General features: G+C 70.8%; 21 protein-coding genes and 1 tRNA gene. 12 read left to right on the top strand and 10 right to left on the bottom strand.

From position 1 onward, the window contains the following. The first annotated feature begins 27 nt into the window (after positions 1–27). The 5 genes from ACQP09_RS11690 to ACQP09_RS11670 all read left to right on the top strand — a co-directional run bounded on the left by ACQP09_RS11690 (position 28) and on the right by ACQP09_RS11670 (position 6,708). Complete coding sequence (locus ACQP09_RS11690; RefSeq protein WP_433398212.1) at positions 28–2,388, top strand: xanthine dehydrogenase family protein molybdopterin-binding subunit; 2,361 nt, start codon at positions 28–30, stop codon at positions 2,386–2,388. A 49-nt stretch (positions 2,389–2,437) separates the two neighbouring features. After that, positions 2,438–3,196, top strand: coding sequence for a hypothetical protein (locus tag ACQP09_RS11685; protein WP_433398210.1), 759 nt, complete (start codon positions 2,438–2,440; stop codon positions 3,194–3,196). 41 nt (positions 3,197–3,237) lie between these two features. Beyond that, positions 3,238–3,666 (top strand): hypothetical protein, encoded by a 429-nt coding sequence (locus tag ACQP09_RS11680; protein WP_433398208.1) that lies wholly within the window; start codon positions 3,238–3,240, stop codon positions 3,664–3,666. A gap of 19 nt (positions 3,667–3,685) precedes the next feature. Then, positions 3,686–6,031 (top strand): hypothetical protein, encoded by a 2,346-nt coding sequence (locus tag ACQP09_RS11675; protein ID WP_433398207.1) that lies wholly within the window; start codon positions 3,686–3,688, stop codon positions 6,029–6,031. 158 nt (positions 6,032–6,189) lie between these two features. Then, positions 6,190–6,708, top strand: coding sequence for a hypothetical protein (locus ACQP09_RS11670; RefSeq protein ID WP_433398205.1), 519 nt, complete (start codon positions 6,190–6,192; stop codon positions 6,706–6,708). A 268-nt stretch (positions 6,709–6,976) separates the two neighbouring features. Here ACQP09_RS11670 and ACQP09_RS11665 read toward each other — a convergent pair. Further along, positions 6,977–7,051 (bottom strand) — tRNA-Cys (locus tag ACQP09_RS11665). 185 nt (positions 7,052–7,236) lie between these two features. Here ACQP09_RS11665 and ACQP09_RS11660 point away from each other — a divergent pair. The 6 genes from ACQP09_RS11660 to ACQP09_RS11635 all read left to right on the top strand — a co-directional run bounded on the left by ACQP09_RS11660 (position 7,237) and on the right by ACQP09_RS11635 (position 13,560). Beyond that, a complete protein-coding gene (locus tag ACQP09_RS11660) occupies positions 7,237–8,892 on the top strand; it encodes an MFS transporter (protein WP_433398203.1) in 1,656 nt (551 codons plus the stop codon). Between the two features lie 40 nt (positions 8,893–8,932). Next, positions 8,933–9,133 (top strand): ribbon-helix-helix protein, CopG family, encoded by a 201-nt coding sequence (locus tag ACQP09_RS11655; protein WP_026290595.1) that lies wholly within the window; start codon positions 8,933–8,935, stop codon positions 9,131–9,133. Beyond that, positions 9,130–9,519, top strand: coding sequence for a type II toxin-antitoxin system death-on-curing family toxin (locus ACQP09_RS11650; RefSeq protein ID WP_433398201.1), 390 nt, complete (start codon positions 9,130–9,132; stop codon positions 9,517–9,519). Before ACQP09_RS11655 ends, ACQP09_RS11650 begins: the two co-directional genes overlap by 4 nt. 156 nt (positions 9,520–9,675) lie before the next feature. Then, on the top strand, positions 9,676–11,460 hold the full coding sequence (locus ACQP09_RS11645) for a DEAD/DEAH box helicase (protein ID WP_433398199.1): 1,785 nt from the start codon (positions 9,676–9,678) through the stop codon (positions 11,458–11,460). Positions 11,461–11,926: 466 nt separating this feature from the next. Next, positions 11,927–12,571: an IclR family transcriptional regulator gene (locus ACQP09_RS11640; protein ID WP_018488589.1), complete on the top strand. Its 645-nt coding sequence runs from the start codon at positions 11,927–11,929 to the stop codon at positions 12,569–12,571. A 200-nt stretch (positions 12,572–12,771) separates the two neighbouring features. Next, positions 12,772–13,560, top strand: coding sequence for a S16 family serine protease (locus ACQP09_RS11635; protein ID WP_433398197.1), 789 nt, complete (start codon positions 12,772–12,774; stop codon positions 13,558–13,560). Here the strand turns inward: ACQP09_RS11635 and ACQP09_RS11630 are convergent. The 8 genes from ACQP09_RS11630 to ACQP09_RS11595 form a co-directional block, all read right to left on the bottom strand. Further along, positions 13,520–14,836, bottom strand: a complete 1,317-nt coding sequence (locus ACQP09_RS11630) for an MFS transporter (protein ID WP_433398195.1) — start codon at positions 14,834–14,836, stop codon at positions 13,520–13,522. The genes ACQP09_RS11635 and ACQP09_RS11630 overlap by 41 nt on opposite strands. A 27-nt stretch (positions 14,837–14,863) precedes the next feature. Further along, positions 14,864–15,088: a hypothetical protein gene (locus tag ACQP09_RS11625; protein ID WP_433398193.1), complete on the bottom strand. Its 225-nt coding sequence runs from the start codon at positions 15,086–15,088 to the stop codon at positions 14,864–14,866. 41 nt (positions 15,089–15,129) lie between these two features. Then, positions 15,130–15,786 (bottom strand): ArsR/SmtB family transcription factor, encoded by a 657-nt coding sequence (locus ACQP09_RS11620; RefSeq protein ID WP_433398191.1) that lies wholly within the window; start codon positions 15,784–15,786, stop codon positions 15,130–15,132. Between the two features lie 76 nt (positions 15,787–15,862). Further along, positions 15,863–16,828, bottom strand: a complete 966-nt coding sequence (locus tag ACQP09_RS11615; protein ID WP_433398189.1) for a glycine betaine ABC transporter substrate-binding protein — start codon at positions 16,826–16,828, stop codon at positions 15,863–15,865. After that, entirely contained in the window at positions 16,825–17,694 is an 870-nt protein-coding gene (locus tag ACQP09_RS11610; RefSeq protein WP_433398187.1) for an ABC transporter permease, read from the bottom strand. The genes ACQP09_RS11615 and ACQP09_RS11610 overlap by 4 nt, the downstream gene beginning before the upstream one ends. Beyond that, positions 17,691–18,950 carry a betaine/proline/choline family ABC transporter ATP-binding protein gene (locus ACQP09_RS11605; protein ID WP_433398185.1) on the bottom strand — a complete coding sequence of 420 codons (1,260 nt, stop codon included), beginning with the start codon at positions 18,948–18,950 and terminating at the stop codon, positions 17,691–17,693. Before ACQP09_RS11605 ends, ACQP09_RS11610 begins: the two co-directional genes overlap by 4 nt. Beyond that, positions 18,943–19,590, bottom strand: coding sequence for an ABC transporter permease (locus ACQP09_RS11600; protein WP_018512361.1), 648 nt, complete (start codon positions 19,588–19,590; stop codon positions 18,943–18,945). The genes ACQP09_RS11605 and ACQP09_RS11600 overlap by 8 nt, the downstream gene beginning before the upstream one ends. A gap of 42 nt (positions 19,591–19,632) precedes the next feature. After that, positions 19,633–20,106 (bottom strand): Lrp/AsnC family transcriptional regulator, encoded by a 474-nt coding sequence (locus ACQP09_RS11595; protein WP_266779334.1) that lies wholly within the window; start codon positions 20,104–20,106, stop codon positions 19,633–19,635. Between the two features lie 122 nt (positions 20,107–20,228). On the opposite strand from ACQP09_RS11595, the gene hppD reads away from it, so the two are divergent. Next, a complete protein-coding gene (hppD, locus tag ACQP09_RS11590; RefSeq protein WP_356073449.1) occupies positions 20,229–21,374 on the top strand; it encodes a 4-hydroxyphenylpyruvate dioxygenase in 1,146 nt (381 codons plus the stop codon). Between the two features lie 87 nt (positions 21,375–21,461). Here the strand turns inward: hppD and ACQP09_RS11585 are convergent, their stop codons facing one another. Beyond that, entirely contained in the window at positions 21,462–23,171 is a 1,710-nt protein-coding gene (locus ACQP09_RS11585; protein ID WP_433398181.1) for a tetratricopeptide repeat protein, read from the bottom strand. Positions 23,172–23,189 lie beyond the last annotated feature (18 nt).

Raw genomic sequence — 23,189 nt, 5'->3', positions numbered from 1 at the left:
CGGCGGGGCGAACGACAAGGAGGCGGCGTGAGCGGCGACGCAGCCACCGCGGCCAACGCGACCAGCACCAGCCTGCCCAGGATCGACGCGGCCTCGGGCGGGCCGGGCTCGGGCGACGGCCCCGGCCAGGAGCCACCGCTGATGGGCCTGGGCGCCTCGCTGCCGCCCGCCGACACCCGTGCGAAGACCGAGGGCACCTTCCCGTACGCCGCCGACCTCTGGGCCGAAGGCCTGCTCTGGGCCTCCGTGCTCCGCTCGCCGCACCCGCACGCCCGCATCCTCTCCATCGACACCTCGGCCGCCGCCGCGATGCCCGGGGTCCGCGCGGTCGTCACGCACGAGGACGTGCCCGGGGACAGCAACTACGGCCGCCGGGTCGTCGACCGCCCGGTCTTCGCCGCCGAGCTGGTCCGCCACCACGGCGAGCCGATCGCCGCGGTGGCCGCCGACCACCCGGACACCGCGCGCCTCGCGGCCGCCGCGATCGCGGTCGAGTACGAGGTGCTGGAGCCGGTCACGGACCCGGAGAAGGCGTTCGCGGCCGAGCCCCTGCACCCCGACGGCAACCTGATCCGGCACATCCCGCTCCGGTACGGCGATGCCGAGGCGACCGGCGAGGTCATCGTCGAGGGCCTCTACCGCATCGGCCGCCAGGACCCGGCCCCGATCGGCGCGGAGGCCGGCCTCGCCGTACCCCGCCCCGACGGCGGCGTCGAGATCTACACCGCCTCCACCGACCCGCACACCGACCGCGACCTGGCCGCCGCCTGCTTCGGCCTGGAGCCGGACCGGGTCAAGGTCGTCGTCACCGGCGTCCCCGGCGCGACCGGCGACCGCGAGGACCCGGGCTTCCAGATCCCGCTGGGCCTGCTCGCCCTGCGCACCGGCTGCCCGGTGAAGCTGGCCGCCACCCGCGAGGAGTCCTTCCTCGGCCACGCCCACCGCCACCCCACCCTTCTCCGCTACCGCCACCACGCGGACGCGGACGGCCGGCTGGTCAAGGTGGAGGCCCAGATCCTGCTGGACGCGGGCGCGTACGCCGACTCCTCCTCGGAATCCCTCGCGGCGGCCGTGGCGTTCGCCTGCGGCCCGTACGTCGTCCCGCACGCCTTCATCGAGGGGTGGGCGGTCCGCACGAACAACCCGCCCTCCGGCCATGTCCGCGGCGAGGGCGCGATGCAGGTGTGCGCGGCGTACGAGGGCCAGATGGACAAGCTGGCCGCGAAGCTCTCCATCGACCCGGCCGAACTCCGCCTCCGTAACGCCTTGTCGACGGGCGACATCCTGCCCACCGGCCAGACGGTGACCTGCCCGGCCCCGGTGGCCGAACTGCTCCGCGCGGTCCGTGACGCGCCCCTCCCCGCCCTCCCCAAGGACAGCCCGGAGGACGACTGGCTGCTGCCCGGCGGCCCCGAGGGCGCGGGTGAACCCGGGGCGGTGCGCCGAGGCGTGGGGTACGGGGTCGGCATGGTCCACATGCTCGGCGCCGAGGGCGCGGACGAGGTCTCCACGGCCACGGTCCGGGTCCACGACGGCGTGGCCACGGTGATCTGCGCGGCGGTGGAAACAGGCCAGGGCTTCACCACCCTCGCCCGCCAGATCGTCCAGGAGGTCCTGGGCGTGGACGAGGTCCACGTGGCCGCCGTCGACACCGACCAGCCTCCGGCGGGCCCGGCGACGCACGGCCGCCACACCTGGGTCTCCGGCGGGGCGGTGGAGCGGGCGGCGAAGATGGTCCGCACGCAGCTCCTCCAGCCGCTGGCCCACAAGTTCGGCATGTCCACGGAGCTGCTCCAGATCGCCGACGGCAAGATCACCTCGTACGACGGCGTCCTCTCCACCACCGTCATGGAGGCGATGGACGGCAAGGAACTCTGGGCCACCGCCCAGTGCCGCCCCCACCCCACCGAGCCGCTGGACGGTTCCGGCCAGGGCGACGCGTTCGTGGGCCTGGCGTTCTGCGCGGTACGGGCGGTGGTCGACGTCGACATCGAGCTCGGCTCGATCCGCGTGGTCGAGATGGCGGTGGCCCAGGACGTGGGCCGCGTCCTGAACCCGAAGCAGCTGGCGATCCGTATCGAGGCAGGCATCACCCAGGGCATCGGCGCGGCCCTCACCGAGAACCTCCGCACCGCCCGCGGCATCGTCCGCCACCCCGACCTGACCGGATACGCCCTGCCGACCTCGCTGGACGCGCCGGACATCCGTATCGTCAAGCTGGTCGAGGAACGGGACGTCGTTGCCCCCTTCGGCGCCAAGCCCGCCTCGGCCGCCCCGGTCGTGACGGCCCCGGCGGCGGTGGCCTCGGCGATCCGCTCGGCCACCGGCCGCCCGGTGAACCGCCTGCCGGTACGGCCGCAGGCGGCGGTGGCGGCCACGAAAGGCTGACACGACGCACGCGCGTGCGTCGTTTTCTTGACCAGGGGGAGTACCGGACATGATTTCTGAGCCGGAGTTGGTGGGGGAGTTCGGGCCGGAGCACAGACCGGAGGCGGTGGGCGGCTTCGACCACAGGCCGCCCCCCGGCCGCCGGCGCGGCCACGGCCTGCTCTGGGCCCTGGCGGGAGCGCTGACCGCGTCCGCGATATGGGCGGCGGCCGTCTTCGCGTACGGGGACAACCCCGAACGGAAGCCGGACATGCACGGCTACGAGCTGGGCGGACGCTCCTGCTCCGCACTGCAGATGAAGGCGCTGACCGCATCAGTGGGAAAGCGGTACGAGGCACCGAGCCTGAGCCCCGGCAGGATCGGACATCCGGCCTTCGACAGCATCTCGTGCTCCATGGCCGTCACGGCTCCGAAGGGAAAGGGCCCGGACGAAGAGTGGACCTACAGCGTCTACGTGGGGATGTCGGTCGAACTCCACAAGGAGACCGACCCCTTGCCCGAGTTCGAGGCCCGCAGGAACACGGCGTCCGAATGGGGAGAGGACGCGGTGCGTTCGGAGCTGGTACCCGGTCTCGGGGACCGGGCCTATCTCCTGGTCGCGAGTGAGCGGACCTCGGAGCTGAGAGTGGTCGAGGGCGGCGCCGTCATCATGCTCTCCATCTCCGCGAACTGGGACGACCAGGGCTATGAGGACGGGACGGAGCCGTCGTCCGACGCGCCTGACGACACTCTCGACGTGGAGCCGTACCACGCCGACCTGATCAGTGACATGCGCGACGTGATGAAGGCGCTGAAGACGGCGGCCTGAGCAGGGCCGAGGAACGCTCAGCAGAAACCAGGGGGACATTCATGACGTTCGACGAGGAGTGGGCCGAACTGCGCACGGCAGCGGCCGAACGAGGCGCCATGCGGATCAACGGCGTACCGGCCGAGGGCGGCGGGGGCGGCGGCGCAGCCGACCTGGTGGTGAACCGGGACGACCTCGGCGCCATCGGGAACGACGCCTACGACCTGAGGACAAGGCTGTCGAAGGAGGGCGACCACGCCCGCCCCGCCACCTTCGACGCGTCGATCGCGCTGACCAACGGCAACTTCGCGAGCGGCGCGGCGGTGCTCAAGGTGCACGACCGCTGGCAGACCCAGCTGAAGACGCTCCTGGACTCCTGCGCGCACATCTCGAACCACCTGGACTACACGAAGGCCCAGCACGCGAAGGACGAGGTGAAGGTCGTGGGTGACCTGACGCCGATCTCCAAGCTCACGGAATATCTGCAGTAGGACGCGGGGGAGAACGTACGTGCTGAGCTACCGGGACATTGTCGACGCGCCCGTGGGAAAGCTGAAGGCCGCGGCCGACGACTGGTCGGAGATGGCGCAGAAGCTGGAGAAACTGGCCACCCAGGCCGCCGACGGGATGAAGACGAAGGCGGACAAGGCCGACTGGGAGGGGCTCAACGCCGGGGTCACCAAGGCCTTCATCGGCAAGACGGCCAAGGAGTTCACGGACGCGGCGGCCCAGGCCAAGGGCGTGAGGATGATCCTTGAGGACGGCCTCGCGGCCATCAAGAAGGCCAAGGACGATCTGATCGGCATCCAGGATCACGAAGGTCCGGCCGCCGGCATCCGGGTCGACGCGGACGGCAAGGTGTCCGCGCGCCGGCCGCTCGCGGACGTGCCTCCCGCACAGCGCCACGACCCCGACTACCCCCAGGCGGTACGGCAGGAGAAGGAGAACATCGCCGCCTGGCAGAGGAAGATCGACCTGATCGTGGACAACTGCAACGACGCCGACGTGTCGTTGAAGAACGCCCTCGAAGCGAACGTCACCGATCGCAAGGACTTCAGCGCCCCGAAGTACACGAAGCTGGACCAGGAGGAGGCCGCCAGGGCCGCCGCACTGGCCGCCAAGGGCCGCGACCTCACGCACACCGAACTCCAGGCGCTCAACGAACTGCTGAGGGACAACAGCACATCGATGGAGTTCTCGAAGAACTTCTACGAGAAGCTCGGCCCGGAGAAATCCCTGTCCTTCTTCGGGCAACTGGCGACGGACACGCACCGGGGGCTGAAGGCCGACAAGGAGCGGCTCAAGGACGTCCAGGCGCTCCAGAAGAACCTCGGGCTCACCTTGGCCACCGCCTCGCACGACAAGGCGTTCTCGGCGGAGTGGGGCCCGGAGCTGCGCAAGCTCGGGACGCAGCAGATCCCGCTCTCCAGGTACGCCGCCCCCGGCGACCCGTACGGGTACCAACTGCTCGGCGGCATCATGCGGTACGGGAAGTACGACGCCTCGTTCCTCAACCCGATCGCCGAGCATGTCGCGCAACTGCACCAGAAGGATCCGTACCGGTTCGCCGGCAACAAGCAGGTGAACGGCTTCCTGGAGAACCCGTTCAATCCCTCGGGCACGAACGGTTCCGGCTACGACCCGGTCACGGCGATGCTGGAGGCGCTGGGGAACAGCCCGGACGCCGCGAAGCGCTTCTTCACCGACGACCCGACGGCCTACAACGAGGACGGCACGGTGGACAAGGGAGCCACCGCCGACCTCGGCAAGCAGGACGGCGAGGCTGTCGACAACTACCTCGATTTCTTCGGAAACGAGAAGTGGGAGTCGTTCCCGGACATGAACTCCACCGACCCGGACAAGCTGGAGGCCACCCTCCAGCACATGCCGGACGCGCTGGGTCACGCGCTGGAGGCGGCGACACTCGGCTATCCGGCCGGTCATCCGGACGCGACTGTGGTGCGGGACGCCGACAACGCGGCCGTCATGCGGCAGGTCATGGAGAAGTACGGAGAGGACGCCGGGCTGCTCAAACAACAGGAGAGTCTGGCCGACAGCCTCGGGGTCATGGGGTCCGGGTACATCGGCGACATCAACTGGGCTCTGGACAAGGGTAGTTCGGACAGTGTCTTCGCTCCGGCCAAGAGTCTGGAGGGGCACGTCTCCTTCAATGGCGAGGAGGAGGAAGGCAGGAGCACCGCCCGCCGCTTTCTCAGCGCACTCGGTCAGCATCCGGATGCGTACGCCACCCTTTCCGCGGCCGAGCAGGTCTACACGAGGAGTGTGCTCGAAGGGCAGGTGGGGCCCGATGGGAAGATCGATGAGGGGTCTGCCCGATCCGCCGTTCACGTCGGAGCTGAGGTGCAGGGCATGCTCGACCAATCCCGGGCCGACCAAGTCGCGGCGAACCACATGAAGACGCACGAAGATTTCGAGAAAGCGGTGGCCAAGCGTGCCGGATGGGTGGAATTCGGTGCGGCGGCGGGGATCGCGGCCGGTGTCGCCTTCCTGCCGGCGACGGCCGCCGTGGGAGCCGCAGCAGTGCTGATCCCTCTGGCGACCGACACCGCGAGCGGTGCGGCAGAGCAGGTGATCGGCCAATTCGTCGGCGATATCTCGGACAACTCGGTCGATAAGAGCAAGGAGAAGGCCGAGGAGCTCACCGAAGGGGATTGGAACAGGATCTACCGGTCCGGCGAGGCCATGGCGGAGGCTCCGATGGAGGAGTTCCTGGCGCGTCATACCACCGAAGAGGATTCCGGATTCCGCCAGGACATGAAGGAATCGATGCGCTCGGGCTACTCGACCGGAAACGACCGTGAGAACCAGCAGGGCACAAGTCCGGAGACAGGCTGAGAGGCGTGGCTGTGAGTGAGTTGCGGTACAGGAGGGTGCTGACGGCTGCCCTGGTCATGACGGTGGGTTTCGGCGGAGCGGCCTGCGGATCGGAGCCTGAACCCGAACCGGCTTTCGTGGGTGCGGGCCAGGTGTGCGAAGGCGTCTTCCCGGCCCGCATGGAGAAGACGGTGGAAGCCGTCGCCGGAGCTACGTCCTTCGAGTGGCGCGCCGGAGGAGGCATGGCCCGGGTGATCGAGAAGATCAAGGAGGGGTATGCGTCGGACCGCTCCTGGTCGACCAGCGAGAAGCTCTGCCGGATCCCCGTAAAGGGAATCAGCTCCCGTGAGAGGACCTCTCTGTCCTTCAGTATCTACGCGCCCCAGGATGTGGGTGACCCCCGTAACCCTGAGGGCATTCGACTGTTCCCGCTGGGCAAGGAAGCGGTGGCCGGCGAGCGTTCGGCGGGTCTCTACTTCGAATGTGTGAGCCCGCGGCTCGAAGGGTCGGAGCGCGTTCCGGCCCGTATCCGTGGGGGACTGGGGAACGCGCATGGCCGGGGCGATGCCGTGAGCGATCTGGTGGCCAACCTCACGGTCCTGCACGCTGCCTCTCTTGCCGTGGCGAAAGAGCTCGAATGCGAGGGGAACGGCGGGCTTCCCGAGAAGGTGGACCCCGAACTGAAGCCTCTGCCCTGAGCTGGGGGTGCGTCGGCCAGGAGCCGGATGTGCGGCGAGCCATCGGTGGCCCCGGCCGTCTTCCGGCCCACCGGCCGTCCGATTCTCAGGCGCCGTCCGCGACCGTCGCGGTCAGGTCGTACCGGGCGAGGGAACCGCTGCCGCACCCGCGTCCGGCACCGAGATCACGCCCTGCGCGGGCCTTAACCTCTGGTGTCCCCGTGACCTCGGACACGACAACGGCCGCCCCGCGGAACAGGGGCGGCCGTAGCCTTTCGATGCCTCGAACTGGAGGCCGTGACCGGAATCGAACCGGTGTAACTCGAGTTGCAGTCGAGCCCCTGAGCCTCTCGGGCACACGGCCGTGCGTTTGTCGCTGTGCCCTCGACGTTAGGGGCCGCGCCGTACCGGTCACAAGGGCGGCGGCCGGTACGCAACACGACTGCCATACGCCGTTCACGCCCGGCCCCGCGGCCTACGACCAAGGGACGACCCCGGGCGGGGCCGGGGACAGGGCTCAAACCGCTCCACGCCCCTTACGCTGGGGCCATGACCGCCCCCGAACAGCGCGACGGCACCGACGCCGCGCGTCCCGCGCCGACCGATCCGCCGCATGACCACCGCCAGGCCGGCCTGCCCCACGATCACCGTGGGGCTCACCTGCCGGGCGGCCCCACCGACCCGGCGACCGGGCTGCCGGCGGACCTTCCCGCCGATCTGAAGACCGGCATACCCGGGGACCTGCGGCCCGGGATGCCGGACGCGCTGCCCGAGGATCTGACCGGGGCGGTCACCGAGGCGGCCGCGGAGGGGGTGCTCGGGCGGACCTACCGGGCGCTCAGCATCGGGATCGTCTCCGTGGTGTTCCTCATCGCGTTCGAGGCCACGGCGGTCGGTACGGCGATGCCGGTGGCCGCGCGGGAGCTGCACGGCATCCCGCTCTACGCGTTCGCCTTCTCCGCGTACTTCACCACCAGCCTCTTCGCCATGGTGCTCTCCGGCCAGTGGGCCGACCGGCGCGGGCCGCTCCAGCCGCTCGCCACCGGGATCACCGCGTTCGGCGCGGGGCTGCTGCTCTCCGGGGCGGCGGGCTCCATGTGGGTGTTCATCGCGGGCCGGGCGGTCCAGGGGCTCGGCGGCGGGCTGGTGATCGTCGCCCTGTACGTGGTCATCGGGCGCGCCTACCCCGAACGCATCCGGCCCGCCATCATGGCCGCCTTCGCCGCGAGCTGGGTGATCCCGTCCGTGGTCGGGCCGCTGGCCGCCGGAACGGTGACCGAGCACCTCGGCTGGCGCTGGGTCTTCGTCGGCATCCCCGCCCTGATCGTGATCCCGCTGGCCCTGGCCCTCCCGCAGATCCGCCGGATGGCCTCGGGGCCCGCGGACCCGGACGCGCCGCCGCAGCCGTACGACCGCCGCCGTATCCGCCTCGCGCTGGGGATCTCGGCGGGGGCCGGGCTGCTCCAGTACGCGGGCCAGGAGCTGAACTGGCTCGCCGTGCTCCCCGCCGCCGCGGGCGTCGCGCTGCTGGTGCCCGCCGTACGGGGCCTGCTGCCCACCGGGACCGTACGGGCGGCGCGCGGGCTGCCGTCGGTGATCCTGTTGCGCGGGGTGGCGGCCGGTTCGTTCATCGCGGCCGAGTCCTTCGTACCGCTGATGCTGGTCACCCAGCGCGGCCTCACCCCGACCATGGCGGGCCTCTCGCTGGCGGTGGGCGGCGCGACCTGGGCGCTCGGTTCGTACGTCCAGTCCCGGCCGCGCCTGGAGCCGTACCGGGAGCGGCTGATGGTGAGCGGGATGGTGCTGGTGGCCGCGTCCATCGCCGTCGCCCCGACCGTACTGATCCCGGCCGTCCCGGTCTGGATCGTCGCCGTGGCCTGGGCCTTCGGCTGCTTCGGCATGGGCATGGTGATCGCCTCCACCAGCGTGCTGCTCCTGAAGCTCTCGGCCCCCGAGGAAGCGGGCTCCAACTCCGCCGCCCTCCAGATCTCCGACGGCCTCTCCAACGTCCTGCTCCTGGCCCTCGGCGGCGCCGCCTTCGCGGCCCTCGGCGGCGAGGCCCTGGGCGCGGCGGCCCACGGCACGGCGGCCGGCGCGGCCACGGGCTCGCACCCGGCGGCCTTCGCGGCGGTGTTCGTGCCGATGGCGGTGGTGGCGGTGGTGGGGGCGTGGGTGGCCACGCGGGTCGTCGTACGGGAGAAGTGAGCGGTACCACTCTGGCCCCATCCGGTGGTACCGTTCTGGTATGGCTATGAACCTGCGTCTCCGCGACGACCAGACCGAGGCCCTCAAGCAGCGTGCCGAGCAGGAGGGCACCAGCATGCACGCCATACTGCTCCAGGCCGTGGACGACTACCTCGCCAGGACGGCGCAGCAGGCCATCGTCCGCAAGACGGCGAAGGAGCAGGCGGCCAAGTGGAGCGAGCTCATGGAGCGGCTGAAGTGAGCTGCGTCTACCTGAGCTCCGAGGACGTGCTCGTGATCGCCGGGTACGCCTGCGACGACATGCAGATCGTCGTCCGGGACGCCGGTCTGCTGGAGTCGGCGGTCCATCGCCCTTCGGCCGCCATGTTCGGCGAGGAGGCCTATCCCGACCTGATCGACAAGGCCGCGGCGCTCCTCCAGTCCCTGGCGGTCAACCATCCCTTCTTCGACGGCAACAAGCGGACGGCCTGGCTCTCCTGCGTCACCTTCCTCGCCATGAACGGCGTCGACCTGCGCCCGGACATCGACGCGGCGGAACGGCTGGTCATCGACGTGGCCACGGGTGAGACGGACGAGATCAAGGTCATCTCCCAGGGGCTGCGGGACCTGGTCGTCGACGCGATGTGAGCACGGTCTCCTCGGGCGTCGGCGCGGCTCGTTCGTACCGGGTTTCCACCGGCCCCCCGGTAGGGTGGCCCGGTTGTCGTATCGCGGGCCGGGTCCTTCGGGCCGGGGCCGGCAGCGGCAGCGACCCACGTACCCGAGCGCCCCGAACCGGAGACCGTGACTACTACCACCGCCTCCCACCACCTCTCTCCCGCCTTTCCCGGCCGTGCTCCCTGGGGCACCGCCAACAAGCTGCGAGCCTGGCAGCAGGGGGCCATGGAGAGGTACATCCAGGAGCAGCCGCGCGACTTCCTCGCCGTCGCCACGCCCGGCGCCGGCAAGACCACCTTCGCGCTGACCCTCGCGTCGTGGCTGCTGCACCACCACGTCGTCCAGCAGATCACCGTGGTCGCCCCGACCGAGCACCTCAAGAAGCAGTGGGCGGAGGCCGCCGCCCGGATAGGAATCAAGCTCGACCCGGAGTACAGCGCCGGTCCGCTGAGCAAGGAGTACCACGGCGTCGCCGTGACGTACGCCGGTGTCGGCGTCCGGCCCATGCTGCACCGCAACCGGTGCGAGCAGCGCAAGACGCTGGTCATCCTCGACGAGATCCACCACGCCGGTGACTCGAAGTCGTGGGGCGAGGCCTGCCAGGAGGCGTTCGACCCGGCGACCCGGCGGCTCGCGCTGACCGGTACGCCGTTCCGCTCGGACACCAACCCGATCCCCTTCGTCCAGTACGAGGAGGGCAACGACGGCATCCGCCGCTCCTCGGCCGACTACACCTACGGCTACGGCAACGCGCTCGCCGACGGCGTCGTCCGCCCGGTCATCTTCCTCAGCTACAGCGGCAACATGCGCTGGCGCACCAAGGCCGGCGACGAGATCGCGGCCCGGCTCGGCGAGCCGATGACCAAGGACGCCATCGGCCAGGCCTGGCGCACCGCGCTCGCGCCCACCGGCGAGTGGATCCCCAACGTGCTGGCCGCCGCCGACAAGCGGCTCACCGAGGTCCGCAAGGGCATCCCGGACGCGGGCGGGCTCGTCATCGCGACGGACCAGGACTCGGCCCGCGCGTACGCCAAGATCCTGAAGAAGGTCACCGGCGAGACGCCGACCGTCGTCCTCTCCGACGAGAAGGCGGCCTCGAAGAAGATCGACAAGTTCAGTGCGGACGAGTCGCGCTGGATGGTCGCCGTGCGGATGGTGTCGGAGGGCGTCGACGTGCCGCGGCTCGCCGTCGGCGTGTACGCCACCACCATCTCGACGCCCCTCTTCTTCGCCCAGGCCGTCGGCCGCTTCGTGCGCTCCCGCAGGCGCGGTGAGACGGCCTCCGTCTTCGTACCGACGATCCCGATGCTCCTCGACTTCGCCAACGAGATGGAGGTCGAGCGCGACCACGTCCTCGACAAGCCGAAGAAGGGCAGCGACGAGGAGAACCCGTTCGCGGAGGAGGACCAGCTCCTCGCCGACGCCGAGCGGCTGGAGGACGAGGAGACCGAGGACCAACTGCCGTGGGAGGCACTCGAGTCGGACGCGGTCTTCGACCGGGTGCTGTACGACGGCGCCGAGTTCGGCATGCAGGCCCACCCGGGCAGCGAGGAGGAGCAGGACTACCTCGGCATCCCCGGCCTCCTCGAGCCCGACCAAGTGCAGCTCCTCCTCCAGAAGCGCCAGAGCCGGCAGATCGCGCACAGCCGCCAGAAGCCGGCCGAGGAGGCCGACCTCCTGGAGAAGCCCGCCGAGGCGCGGCCCGTCGTCACCCACAAGCAGCTGCTCAGCCTGCGCAAGCAGCTCAACACGATGGTCTCCGCCTACACCCACCAGAGCGGCAAGCCCCACGGCGTGATCCACAACGAACTGCGCCGCGTCTGCGGCGGCCCGCCGAGCGCCGAGGCGACCGCCCACCAGATCCAGACACGGATCGCCAAGGTCCAGGAGTGGGCCACCCGCATGACGTGAGACGGGGGGCGCGCCCTGCGCTCCGTGCGGCTCGTTCCGGTCCGTCCGGGACGGGCCGCACACCCGTTTCCGGCCACACTCCACCGTCCGGCCGGGAAATTGCGCAGGCTTCAATTCACCGTGAGTTAACGCCAGTTCACATGAGGTGCACGAAGGGTCACCTCCACGTCTGTCGACCTGGACGCGCGTAGATGTTCGCGTTCCGGACGCCACCGCGCTGACCGGCGGTTATGCCGTACGGTCGAGCCCCGGCCCGGACGAGCGCCCGGATTCTGGACGAGGGCTTCCGCTGAGCGGACTGGCTCGCTACTGTCCCCGCCATATGAACGCCCCGTGGCAGAGCCGCCGCGGAGCGCAGCCGGTGCCTATGGCCAGACCGGCGGCCTCTCCGTGCGTCGCCGCTGGGACCGGTGTCGCAACCCCCGGAGCAGGGCCGCCGTCGCTCACCCGAAGAGGAGAGGGCGTCGTGACAGCGGAGACTTCCCAGACGCTCGACCGAGGACTGCGGGTCCTCAAACTGCTCGCCGATACCGACCACGGTCTGACCGTCACCGAGTTGTCCAACAAACTCGGCGTCAACCGGACCGTCGTCTACCGGCTGCTCGCCACCCTGGAGCAGCACGCCCTGGTCCGCCGTGATCTGGGCGGCCGCGCCCGGGTCGGACTCGGTGTGCTGCGCCTCGGCCGTCAGGTGCACCCCCTCGTCCGGGAGGCCGCGCTGCCCGCGCTGCGCTCGCTGGCCGAGGACATAGGGGCCACCGCCCACCTCACGCTCGTCGACGGCAGCGACGCCCTCGCGGTCGCCGTCGTCGAGCCGACCTGGACCGACTACCACGTGGCCTACCGGGCCGGGTTCCGGCACCCGCTGGACCGGGGTGCCGCCGGGCGGGCCATCCTCTCCGCCCGCCAGCACACCACCGCCGGCCACCCCGGCTACACCCTCACCCACGGCGAGCTCGAAGCCGGTGCCAGCGGGGCGGCCGCGCCGCTGGTCGGCGTCTCGGGGGTGGAGGGGAGCGTCGGCGTGGTCATGCTCGCCGACGCCGTACCGGAACGGGTCGGGCCGCGCGTGCTCGACGCCGCCCGCGAAGTGGCGGACGCGCTGCGGTAGGCGGCGCCTGTTCCGTACGTACGTACGTGGCGGGAGCGGGAGAGCCGGGGTGCGGGGCCCGGCCCTCCGCCGGCGGCGCCCCTGCGCCAGTGGTACGTCGGGGGCGTACGCCTGGTCCGTTCCCGTTTCCGTGCGGCGGTCAGAGCCGGGGGCGTACGCCTGGCGCGGTTCCGTTTCCGCGCGCCGGTTAGATTGGACGCGTGCTCTCTCGTCTCTCGCGCCCCCGCGCGCTCGCCCTCTGCGCGCTGCCCGTCCTCGCCCTGTTCGGTACGGCGGCCCTCGCGCCGCTCCCGTTCACCGTGGCGCAGCCCGGCGTGACCGCCGATGTGCTCGGCGAGGACCGCGGCAAGCCGGTGATCACCATCACCGGCGCGGAGACCCGGCCCACCGACGGGCAGCTGCGGATGACCACCATCGTCGCCACCGGGCCCACGGCGGACATCCGGATCGGCAACGTGGTGGACGGCTGGTTCCGTACGGACCGGGCGGTCATGCCCCGTGACTCCGTCTACCCGACCGGCGGCTCCGAGCAGGAGATCGAGCAGCACAACCTGAACGACATGAAGCAGTCCCAGAACGTCGCCGTCGACGCGGCCCTGAACCAGCTGAAGCGCAAGCCCGGCTCGATGCGCGTGACCGTGGACCTCGGCGACATCGGCGGGCCCAGCGCCGGGCTCTTCCTCTCGCTCGGCATCATCGACAAGCTCGACGGCGACGGCAGGGGCGGCGACCTCACCGGCGGCCGCACCATCGCCGGTACGGGGACGATCAGCGCGGACGGCAAGGTCGGTGCGGTCGGCGGCGTCTCCATGAAGACCCAGGCCGCCCACCGCGACGGGGCCACCGTCTTCCTCGTCCCGAAGGCCGAGTGCCGCGAGGCGGAGGCCGAGCGGCCCGACGGGCTGCGGCTGATCCCGGTCACCACGCTCGGCGGCGCGGTGGACGCGCTCAAGGCGCTGGAGCACGGCGGGAAGGTCCCGAGCTGCTGACCGCCTGCGACGACGGTACGGAGACCTCCTGACCCGCCGCCCCGTCCACCGCCGGTCCCTCCATCGTCCGCCACGACGGGAACACCAGCGGGCTCAGCGTCGCCAGGAAGTACACCCCGCCCATCGCCAGCAGCGCCCCCGACGGGCCCATCCCCTCGACCAGCAGACCGGCCGCAAGACCGCCCAGCGGCATCGCGAACTCGCACCCGGCGGTCAGCGCCCCCGAGACCCGGCTCCGCAGCCGGTCCGGAATCCGCTCGTAGATCACCGTCGTCAGGATCGGGTTCAGCACCCCGCCGGCGATCCCGCCGAGCAGCATGGTCACCGCCAGCGGCAGCACCGTCCCGGTCACCCCGGCGACCAGGAAGCGCGGCGCACCGCACAGGATCACGCACACCGTGAACACCGCCCGCCGCGAGAACCGGTGCCCCACCGCCCCGTACAGCAGCGCCCCCGTCAGCCCGCCCGCCCCGAACAGCGCGGTGAGCAGCCCGATGTCCCGGGCCCCGCCCAACTCGGCCTCGGCGTGCACCGGGAGCAGGACGGCGTTCCAGCCCTGGTCGGTGCCGTTCATGAACATCACCATCACCACGACCGCCAGCAGCAGCCGGTTGCCCAGCAAGTAGCCGTAGCCTTCGCGGAGGTCGGTGCCGTACGTCCGCAGGGAGACGGGCGCCCCGCCCTTGCGTGGCGCGGCCGGGCCCAACCCCCGTACGCCGACGGCGACCAGCAGCGCGGACAGCCCGAACGTCGCGGCGTCCAGGAGCAGTACGGTCTCCGAGCCCGCGAAGGCGATGAGCACGCCGGCCAGCGCCGCGCCGACCATCCTGGCCCCGCGCGAGACCGCGTCGAAGAGGCTGGCGGCCCGGGGGAGCGTGGTGCCGGCGTGCTCCGCCAGGTCGGGGGTCAGCACGTACCGGGCGGTGTTGCCCGGAGTGTGGGCGAAGCCGTTCAGCGCCATCAGCGCGCAGAGCATCCAGAATTCGAGCGCGCCCACGTGGTGCAGCAGCGGGATCGCGGCGATGGCGAGGCCGCACACCGTGTCCGAGGCGACGGCGACCCGGCGGCGGCCGATCCGGTCGATGAACGGCCCGCCGATCAGCGCGGCGAGGACGATCGGCAGGGTGGCGCAGAACGCGACGACGCCCGCCCGGCCCGCGCTGCCGGTGGTCTCCAGGACGAACCAGGGCACCCCGATCAGGGTGAGTGAAGTCCCGGCGGTGGAGATGGAGTTGGCCGCGAGCGTGGCGGCGAGGGGTATGCGGTGGTGGCGCATGGTTTCTCTTCCCCCGTATGCCTGCCGTCAGGCCGTGCGGAACGGGCGGGTGCCGTTCGCCCTGCCGCCCTGGGCCAGCCGGAGGCCGACCGCGACCATCGTCCAGCCGATCCGGGCACGGAGACGGGAGCGGAGGTGAGGGTGGAGGTGAGGGTGGAGGTGAGGGCTGAACTCCCTTGCCTCGTGGCGCAGTTCGGTGGCCCGGTCGGTGTGCAGGGCGAGGTGGATGTCTGCGTGCGTGTCGGCGTGCATGAGTAATTCCCTTCGGGCCCTCGGCTGTTGGGGTGCGCTGCTCATTCGGGCGGGCGGGGGAAGGTGTGCAGATGGGTCCGCACGACCGCCGAGCCCTCGGTGTCCTCCGGGACGCGGTCCCGGTAGCTCTCCACGACGTCGTGGAGCTTCTCGTGCAGCTCCTGCGCCAGCTCGGGCGTGAGGCGCAGCTTGAAGTCGCTCATGTCCCAGCTCCGCTGCCACTCCTGCGGCCACTCGTCCATCGTGCCGAGCCAGGTGTTCAGCTCCTGGGCGTGGGTCGTGGCCGTCTCGTGCAGGACGACGTCGATGGCCCCGCGTACCTCCGGGTCGGCGTGCGTCCGGAAGCCGGCGGTCTCGACCATCGTTCCGTCGTGCACCGACCGCCACCAGCGCTCGCGGCCCTTGCCCAGCTCCGGAGCGTCCTCGACCAGGCCGGATTCCGCCAGTTGGCGCAGGTGGTAGCTGGTCGCGCCGCTGGACTCGCCCAGCCGCTCGCCGAGCCCGGAGGCGGTGGCGGGGCCGAACTCCCGCAGGGCGTTGAGCAGTCGGATCCGCAGGGGGTGCGCGAGGGTGCGCAGCGTACGGGCGTTGATGTTGTGGATGTTCCGCCCACCGGCGGGGGCGTCGGCAGGGTCGGGGGCAGGGGCGTCGGCGGGGGCAGGGTCAGGGGCGCGCCGCGCGGTCTCGTTCTCCGTCATGCCTCGACCGTAGACTTGCAAAGCTCCCTTTGCAAGAAGTTTTTGCAACGCACTCTTTGCAACTCCCCCCGCCCTCTCACCCCTCCTCGATGAACCCCTCCGCCACCAGCCACTCCTTCGCCACCTCGTGCGGGTCCTCCCCGTCCACGTCCACCTTCGCGTTCAGCGTCCGTGCGACCTCCGTGGTCAGCTTCTTGGCCAGCGGGTCCAGCAGCTCCGCGATCACCGGGTACTTCTCGAAGGTGGCCAGGTGGACGACCGGGGACGCGTTGTAGTTGGGGAAGAAGTCCTTGTCGTCCTCCAGCACGTCCAGGTCCATCGCCTCGATCCGGCCGTCGGTGGTGAACACCTCGCCGAGCAGGCAGGAGTCGGACCCGGAGACCTGGGTGTAGATGATCCCGGCGTCCATCTTCTGGATGTTGCCCGCCGGGATCTTCATCCCGTACCGCTTCTCCATGCCGGGCAGCCCGTCGTCCCGCGAGGCGAACTCGTTCTCCACGCAGATCGTCACCGCGGACGGGTCCTTCTTCGCCAGCGCCGCCACGTCCGACAGCGTCTTCAGCTGGTACTTGGCGTTGTTCTTCTTGCTGATGGCCAGCGCGTACGTGTTGTCGAGCGGGGCCGGCGGCAGCCAGACCACCCCGTTGCCGCGGTCCTCGTCCCGTACCGCCTCGTACTGCTTCTGCGGGTCGACGATCGGATCGGCGTGGCCGAGGAAGGTGATCCAGCCGGTGCCGGTGTAGTCCCACTGCGCGTCGGCGTCGCCGTTGATGATGGCCTCGCGGGCGCTGATCGAGCCCGGCAGGTTCGTCCGGTCCAGCACCTCCGCGCCGGCCGCCTTGAAGACCAGGCCGGTCATCTGGCCGAGGATGATGTTCTCGCTGAAGTTCTTCGACGTCACCGTCAGCGTGGCGCCCTTGAGCGGCCTGCCCTGCCCGACCGACCCGGGCGACACGTCGTCCACCATCGGCGAACCGCTCTTCAGCCCGCAGCCGCCCACCAGCAGCACCGGTACCAGCATCAGCAGCAGTTTCCTTCTCACCGCTCCTCCAACCCGCGCGGCGTCAGCGCCAGTTCGGCCAGCGACGCCAGCCAGTCCACCAGCAGCGCCAGCACCACCGTCAGCACCGAGCCGATGATCAGCACCGGCATCCGCTGCGTCTGGATCCCCGAGGTGATCAGGTCGCCGAGCCCGCCGCCCCCGCCGAACGTGGCCAGTGTCGCCGTACCGACGTTCAGGACCAGTGCCGTACGCACTCCCGCCAGGATCAGCGGCACCGCCAGCGGCAGCTCCACCTTCAGCAGCACGCCCCGCCCGGACATCCCCATCCCGCGCGCCGCCTCGATCATGTTCGGCTCGATCGCGCGCAGACCCGCCACCGTGTTGGAGAGCACCGGCAGCACCGCGTAGATCACGATGCCGATGATCGCGGTCCGGGGCCCGATGCCCAGCCAGATCACCAGCAGCGCCAGCAGGCCGATCGCCGGGGTCGCCTGGCCGATGTTGGCCAGCGCGGTGAACGCCGGGGCCGCCTTCCGCAACCGCCGCCGGGTCAGCGCGATGCCCAGCGGGATCGCGATGATCAGCACCCAGAAGGTGGAGATCGCCGTCAGCCGCACGTGCTGCCACCAGCGCAGCTGTACGTTGCCGCCGCTCAGCGAGTTCTCCGCGATGGAGTCCAGGTGGATGTTGGTGATCCACACGTACGTGATGACCAGGATGGCCACCAGCACCGCCGGCAGGACCACCAGCTTCCGCCAGGTGATCCGGCGCGCCGGGGCGGCCGGAGCGGGGGAGGGGTCGCTCTCCTCGTCGTGGAAGGCGTGGCCCTTGACGTCGTGTTCGCCCGGCGGACGGGTGGGGGTGGCCGGGCCCTTGCCGGAGCCTGACTGGTGGCTGGGGCTCATACTCCGCCGCCACCTCCCTCCAGCTCCTGTTCGGTCTGGTGGACGCGCTGCTCCTCCAGCTCGTGCTGGTGCTCCATCGCGGTCAGTCGGTCGGCCTCCAGCAGCTCCTGCACGTTGTCCATCAGCGTCTTCATGTCGACGACCCCGATGAACTCGCCGCGACGCCCGGTCACCGCGACCCGCCCGCCGCTGTCCGTCAGCACCGCCTCCAGCGCGTCGTGCAGCGTGGCGTCCCGGGTCACCGTGTCGTGCACCAGCTGCCCGGCCCGCGCCAGCGAACCGCGCGCCCGCATCAGGTCGCCGCGCCGCAGCCACTTGTACGGGCGGTTCTGCCGGTCCAGCATCAGCAGCTCGTTGTGCGGGCCGTTGCGCAGCTTGTTGAAGATCGTCTGGAGCGGGTCCTCGACCGTCACCGTCGGGAACTCCGCGATGCCCACATCCCGTACGCGGGTGAGGTTGAGCCGCTTCAGGGCCGCGCCCGCACCGACGAAACCGGAGACGAAGTCGTCCGTCGGGTTGGTCAGGATCGCCTCGGGCGTGTCGAACTGCGCGATGTGCGAACGCTCCCGCAGCACCGCGATCCGGTCACCGAGCTTGATCGCCTCGTCGAAGTCGTGGGTCACGAACACGATCGTCTTGTGCAGCTCGTGCTGGAGCCGGATCAGCTCGTCCTGGAGGTGGTCGCGGGTGATCGGGTCGACCGCCCCGAACGGCTCGTCCATCAGGAGTACGGGAGGGTCGGCGGCCAGCGCCCGCGCCACGCCCACCCGCTGCTGCTGGCCCCCGGAGAGCTGGCGCGGATAGCGGCCGTGGAATTCGCGCGGGTCCAGACCCACCAGGTCCAGCATCTCCTCCACTCGGTCCTTCACCCGGGACTTGGACCAGCCGACCATCTTCGGGACCAGCGCGATGTTGTCCGCGACCGTCATGTGCGGGAAGAGGCCCGAGGACTGGATCGCGTACCCGATCTTGCGGCGTAGCTTCACCGGGTCGATGTCGGTGACGTCCTCGTCGCCGATCCGGATCCGGCCCGAGGTCGGCTCGATCAGCCGGTTGATCATCTTCAGCGTGGTGGACTTTCCGCAGCCGGACGGGCCGACGAAGATCACGGTCTCGCCGGCCTTGATCTCCATGGAGACGTTGTCGACGGCCGGGTTCGGGTTGCCCGGGTACTTCTTGGTCAGGTTCTCCAGCTGGATGGTGGCCCCGGAGGTGGCGGTGCTCTCCCTGGCAGGGACGGTCTCGGTCTCAGGCACGGATCCCCCTCGGGATGGTCAGCCGCCCCAGCAGGACGTACGCGGCGTCGAAGAGCAGAGCGAGGACGACGATGCCGAGCGTGCCCGCGAGGACCTGGTTGATCGCGTTGGCGCTGCCCAGCGAGGCGATGCCCCGGAAGATCTCGTTGCCGAGGCCGGGCCCGGAGGCGTACGCGGCGATGGCGGCGATCCCCATCAGCATCTGGGTCGCGACCCGGATGCCGGTCAGGATCGGCGGCCAGGCGAGCGGCAGCTCCACCCGGCAGAGCCGGGCCACCCGTGACATCCCGATGCCCGTCGCCGCGTCGACCAGCGCCGGATCGACGCCCCGCAGCCCCACGATGGAGTTCCGGACGATCGGCAGCAGCCCGTACAGCGTCAGTGTGATCACCGTCGGCGCGACACCGAGGCCGACCAGCGGGATCAGCAGACCGATCGCGGCCAGCGACGGGATGGTGAGGATCGTCGCCGTGGAGGTGATCGCCAGCGAGCCGCCCCAGCCGCTGCGGTAGCTCACCACGCCGATCACCACCCCCAGCACGGTCGCGATGACCATGCACTGGAAAACGGCGCTGACGTGCTGGAACGCATCCGTCAGGAGCTGCTGGTGGCGGGTGTTCAGATACTCCCAGAAGCTCACACGGCACTCCCTCGGTCCGGGGCCTGCCGCGTGGGTCAGGCGCTAGTCGGTGTCCTGGGCCGCCTGTTCCACCAGCGGGATGATCCGCAGCGGAACCGGGTTCTCCATGACGATCGCCGTGGAGGCCCGGACAATGCCATCAAATCCGACAACCCGGTCGATCACCCGCTGGAGATCGGCGTTGGAACGGGCCACCAGCCGGCAGAGCATGTCCCCGTGCCCGGTGGTGGTGTGCAGCTCCAGCACCTCCGGTACGCCGCCCAAATGGGCCCGTACGTCGGCGCCTTGGCCCTGCTTGATCTCCAGCGTCGCGAACGCGGTGACCGGATAGCCGAGCGCCGCCGGGTCCACGTCCGGGCCGAACCCGCGGATGACGCCATTCGACTGAAGGCGGTCCAGCCGCGCCTGGACGGTCCCGCGCGCCACGCCGAGCCGCCGGGATGCTTCGAGGACGCCGATGCGCGGCTCCCGCGCGAGCAGCACGATGAGCCGGCCGTCCAGATGATCGATCGCCACGAGCCCGCCTCCGGTGGTCACCCTGTACAGATAGTCCGGCCATCATGGCGAGTCACTGAACACATTGACCAGTGAATACGCGAACTATTGCGCACCTTGCGATGCGGGGAGAGCCTTCGAACATGACTGAGACTCTGCACACCAGCCCTGACACCGCCCGGCAGGCCGACCCCTTCCCGGTCAAGGGAATGGACGCGGTCGTCTTCGCCGTGGGCAACGCCAAGCAGGCCGCGCACTACTACTCGACCGCCTTCGGCATGAAACTCGTGGCCTACTCCGGACCGGAGAACGGCAGCCGCGAGACCGCGAGTTACGTCCTGGAGAGCGGCGCCGCCCGGTTCGTCCTCACCTCTGTGATCAAGGCCTCCACCGACTGGGGCCGCTTCCTCGAAGGCCATGTCGCCGCACACGGCGACGGCGTCATCGACCTCGCCATCGAGGTCCCGGACGCCCGCGCCGCGTACGCGTACGCCGTCGAGCACGGTGCCACCTCGGTCGCCGAGCCGTACGAGGTCAAGGACGAGCACGGCACGGTCGTCCTCGCCGCCATCGCCACCTACGGCGAGACCCGCCACACGCTGGTGGACCGCAGCGGCTACGACGGCCCCTACCTGCCCGGATTCGTCGCCGCCGAGCCGATCGTCGAGCCCCCGGCCAAGCGCACCTTCCAGGCCATCGACCACTGCGTCGGCAACGTCGAACTCGGCAAGATGAACGAGTGGTGCGCCTTCTACAACGAGGTCATGGGCTTCACGAACATGAAGGAGTTCGTGGGCGACGACATCGCGACCGAGTACTCGGCCCTGATGTCCAAGGTCGTGGCCGACGGCACCAAGAAGGTGAAGTTCCCGATCAACGAACCGGCGATCGCGAAGAAGAAGTCGCAGATCGACGAGTACCTGGAGTTCTACGGCGGCCCCGGCGTCCAGCACATGGCGCTCGCCACCAACGACATCGTCTCGACGGTGCGTGCCATGCGCGCGGCGGGCGTCCGGTTCCTGGACGTCCCCGACTCGTACTACGACACCCTCGGCGAGTGGGCCGGCGAGACCCGGGTGCCGGTCGAGACGCTGCGCGAGCTGAAGATCCTGGTCGACCGCGACGAGGACGGCTACCTGCTGCAGATCTTCACCAAGCCGGTCCAGGACCGCCCGACCGTCTTCTTCGAGATGATCGAGCGCCACGGCTCCATGGGCTTCGGCAAGGGCAACTTCAAGGCCCTCTTCGAGGCGATCGAGCGCGAGCAGGAGAAGCGCGGCAACCTCTGAGCCCAGCCTTTCCGCGGATACACACGCCACCGCGGCCCGGGGCAGCACCCCGGACCGCGGTGGCGTACGCCGTTTCCGGCAGCCGTTCTACGGAGACTTCGACGCGTCCGCCTCCACCGCGGCCGGGCTGCTCGGGGCCGCCTTCGACGGGGCCGGAGCCGTCTGCGAAGGAGCGGGCGCCGGGGCCTCTGGCTTGGGGGACTCCCGCTTCGGCTCGGGCTTCGGTTCCTGCTTCGGCTCCGGCCTGGCCTCCCGCTTCGGCTCAGGCGCCGGCGGGGGCGGAGGCGGCGGCTGCATGTCCCCCGGCCCGCCCGGCGGCGGCTCGCCGAGCGTCTCCAGCGCCTCCCGGGCCTTCGGCGCGTCCAGCGGCGAGAAGGCCGGGTTGGTGCGCAGCGCCTCCTCCAGATGGCGGCGGGCCGGACCGTACTGCGCCAGCTTCCGTTCGATCACGCCCAGGTGGTACGCGTACGAGGCGTTCCGCACGCCCGTCTCCACCGCCTGCCGCGCGTACTCCAGGCCCTCCTCCGACCTGCCCGCCCGGTGCAGCGCCCAGCCCAGCGCGTCCGCCACCGCCGCACTGCGGTGCTGCTTCCTCCACTGGCCGCGCAGCAGCTCCACCGCCACCGCCGGGTCCCCGTGGTCGCTCTCGTACCGGGCCCGGACCAGCGACTCGTCGACCCCAGCCGCCTTCGCCTGCTCCAGCAGCCCGCCCAGCTTCTCGTACTGGCTCTTCGCGTCGCCGTCGAGCTCCAGGGACGCGTACAGCTCGCCGAGTTCGAGGGCGTACGCCGGGCGCGGAAGCTTGGTGAGGGCGGTCTGGTACGTGGCCACCGCCTCGTCCGTCCGGTCCAGCGCCACCAGCGCCCGCGCCTTGCCGGCGAGCGAGGCGTGGTGACCGGCGTCCGTGCGCAGCGCCGCGTCGAACTGCGCCACCGCCTCCTCCGCCTCACCCCGCTCCCAGGCCAGCTCGCCGAGCCGGTGCAGCGCCTCGGCCTTCTCGGCGGGCGTCGTCGCGTGGTCGGCGGCCTCCCGGGCGGTGGCCAGCGCGTCCTCGCGCCAGCCCTGGCCCCGGTAGAGGTCGGCGGTCCGGGCCAGGGCCGGGACGCCCTTGCGCAGTTCACCGAACTTCTCCGTCGCCGCGGTCGCCGCCTTCACGTCCCCGAGACCGGTGTAGGCGTCGATGAGGACCGGATACACGCGCCAGGTCTTCGGTTCCTGCTTCCGTACCGTCTCGCCCCACCGCTTCGCCGCCAGGAAGTCGTGGCGCGCGTTGGCCAGCGCCGCCATCCCCACCCACGCCTCCCCGTTCCCGCGCTCACCCGGTTGCTCCGCCAGCGACCGCTTCAGCGCCTCCTCCGCGCGCCCGAAGTACGCCGCGTCCGCCGAGCGCCGCCCCCACTCCACGTACGCCGAACCGAGCGTCGCCCACGACGGCGCGTCACCCGGATGCGCCTCCACCCACTTCTGCCGGTCCCCGATCAGCGCGGTCAGATCGGAGAGGGAGGCGGGCGAACCCGCGGTCGCCGCCGCCTCGGCCCGCTCCACCGGACCCGGCTCCTTCGCCCGGTCGTCCTTCCCGTCCGGCACGGCCACCAGCGCCCCGGCCAGCAGCACCCCCGCCGCCAGCGCCCCGAACGCGGCCCGGCGCAGGGTCGTCCGCAGCGTGGGCGGCGGAGGCGGTACGGCGGTGGCGCCTTCGGCGGGCATCACATAGGGGTCGTGCGAGTCGTGCGGGCCCTCCGAGGACGGCTCGGGCGGCCGGCGGGACTCGGGATCCTGCTGGGGCATGACATCCATGGCCATCACTGTGCGTCA

Origin of the sequence: Streptomyces sp. CA-146814 (assembly GCF_050942385.1) — a bacterium.
Lineage (GTDB): Bacteria > Actinomycetota > Actinomycetes > Streptomycetales > Streptomycetaceae > Streptomyces.
The sequence above is the reverse complement of the archived record's forward strand: the minus strand, read 5'-3'. Positions and strand labels throughout refer to the sequence as shown.

Bases quoted from the DNA above. Each gene is read 5' to 3' on its own strand.
- ACQP09_RS11685 (WP_433398210.1), top strand. From the start codon at position 2,438: ATGATTTCTGAGCCGGAGTTGGTGGGGGAGTTCGGGCCGGAGCACAGA.
- ACQP09_RS11680 (WP_433398208.1), top strand. From the start codon at position 3,238: ATGACGTTCGACGAGGAGTGGGCCGAACTGCGCACGGCAGCGGCCGAA.
- ACQP09_RS11670 (WP_433398205.1), top strand. From the start codon at position 6,190: ATGGAGAAGACGGTGGAAGCCGTCGCCGGAGCTACGTCCTTCGAGTGG.
- ACQP09_RS11660 (WP_433398203.1), top strand. From the start codon at position 7,237: ATGACCGCCCCCGAACAGCGCGACGGCACCGACGCCGCGCGTCCCGCG.
- ACQP09_RS11655 (WP_026290595.1), top strand. From the start codon at position 8,933: ATGGCTATGAACCTGCGTCTCCGCGACGACCAGACCGAGGCCCTCAAG.
- ACQP09_RS11630 (WP_433398195.1), bottom strand. From the start codon at position 14,836: ATGCGCCACCACCGCATACCCCTCGCCGCCACGCTCGCGGCCAACTCC.
- ACQP09_RS11625 (WP_433398193.1), bottom strand. From the start codon at position 15,088: ATGCACGCCGACACGCACGCAGACATCCACCTCGCCCTGCACACCGAC.
- ACQP09_RS11620 (WP_433398191.1), bottom strand. From the start codon at position 15,786: ATGACGGAGAACGAGACCGCGCGGCGCGCCCCTGACCCTGCCCCCGCC.
- ACQP09_RS11610 (WP_433398187.1), bottom strand. From the start codon at position 17,694: ATGAGCCCCAGCCACCAGTCAGGCTCCGGCAAGGGCCCGGCCACCCCC.
- hppD (WP_356073449.1), top strand. From the start codon at position 20,229: ATGACTGAGACTCTGCACACCAGCCCTGACACCGCCCGGCAGGCCGAC.
- ACQP09_RS11585 (WP_433398181.1), bottom strand. From the start codon at position 23,171: ATGGATGTCATGCCCCAGCAGGATCCCGAGTCCCGCCGGCCGCCCGAG.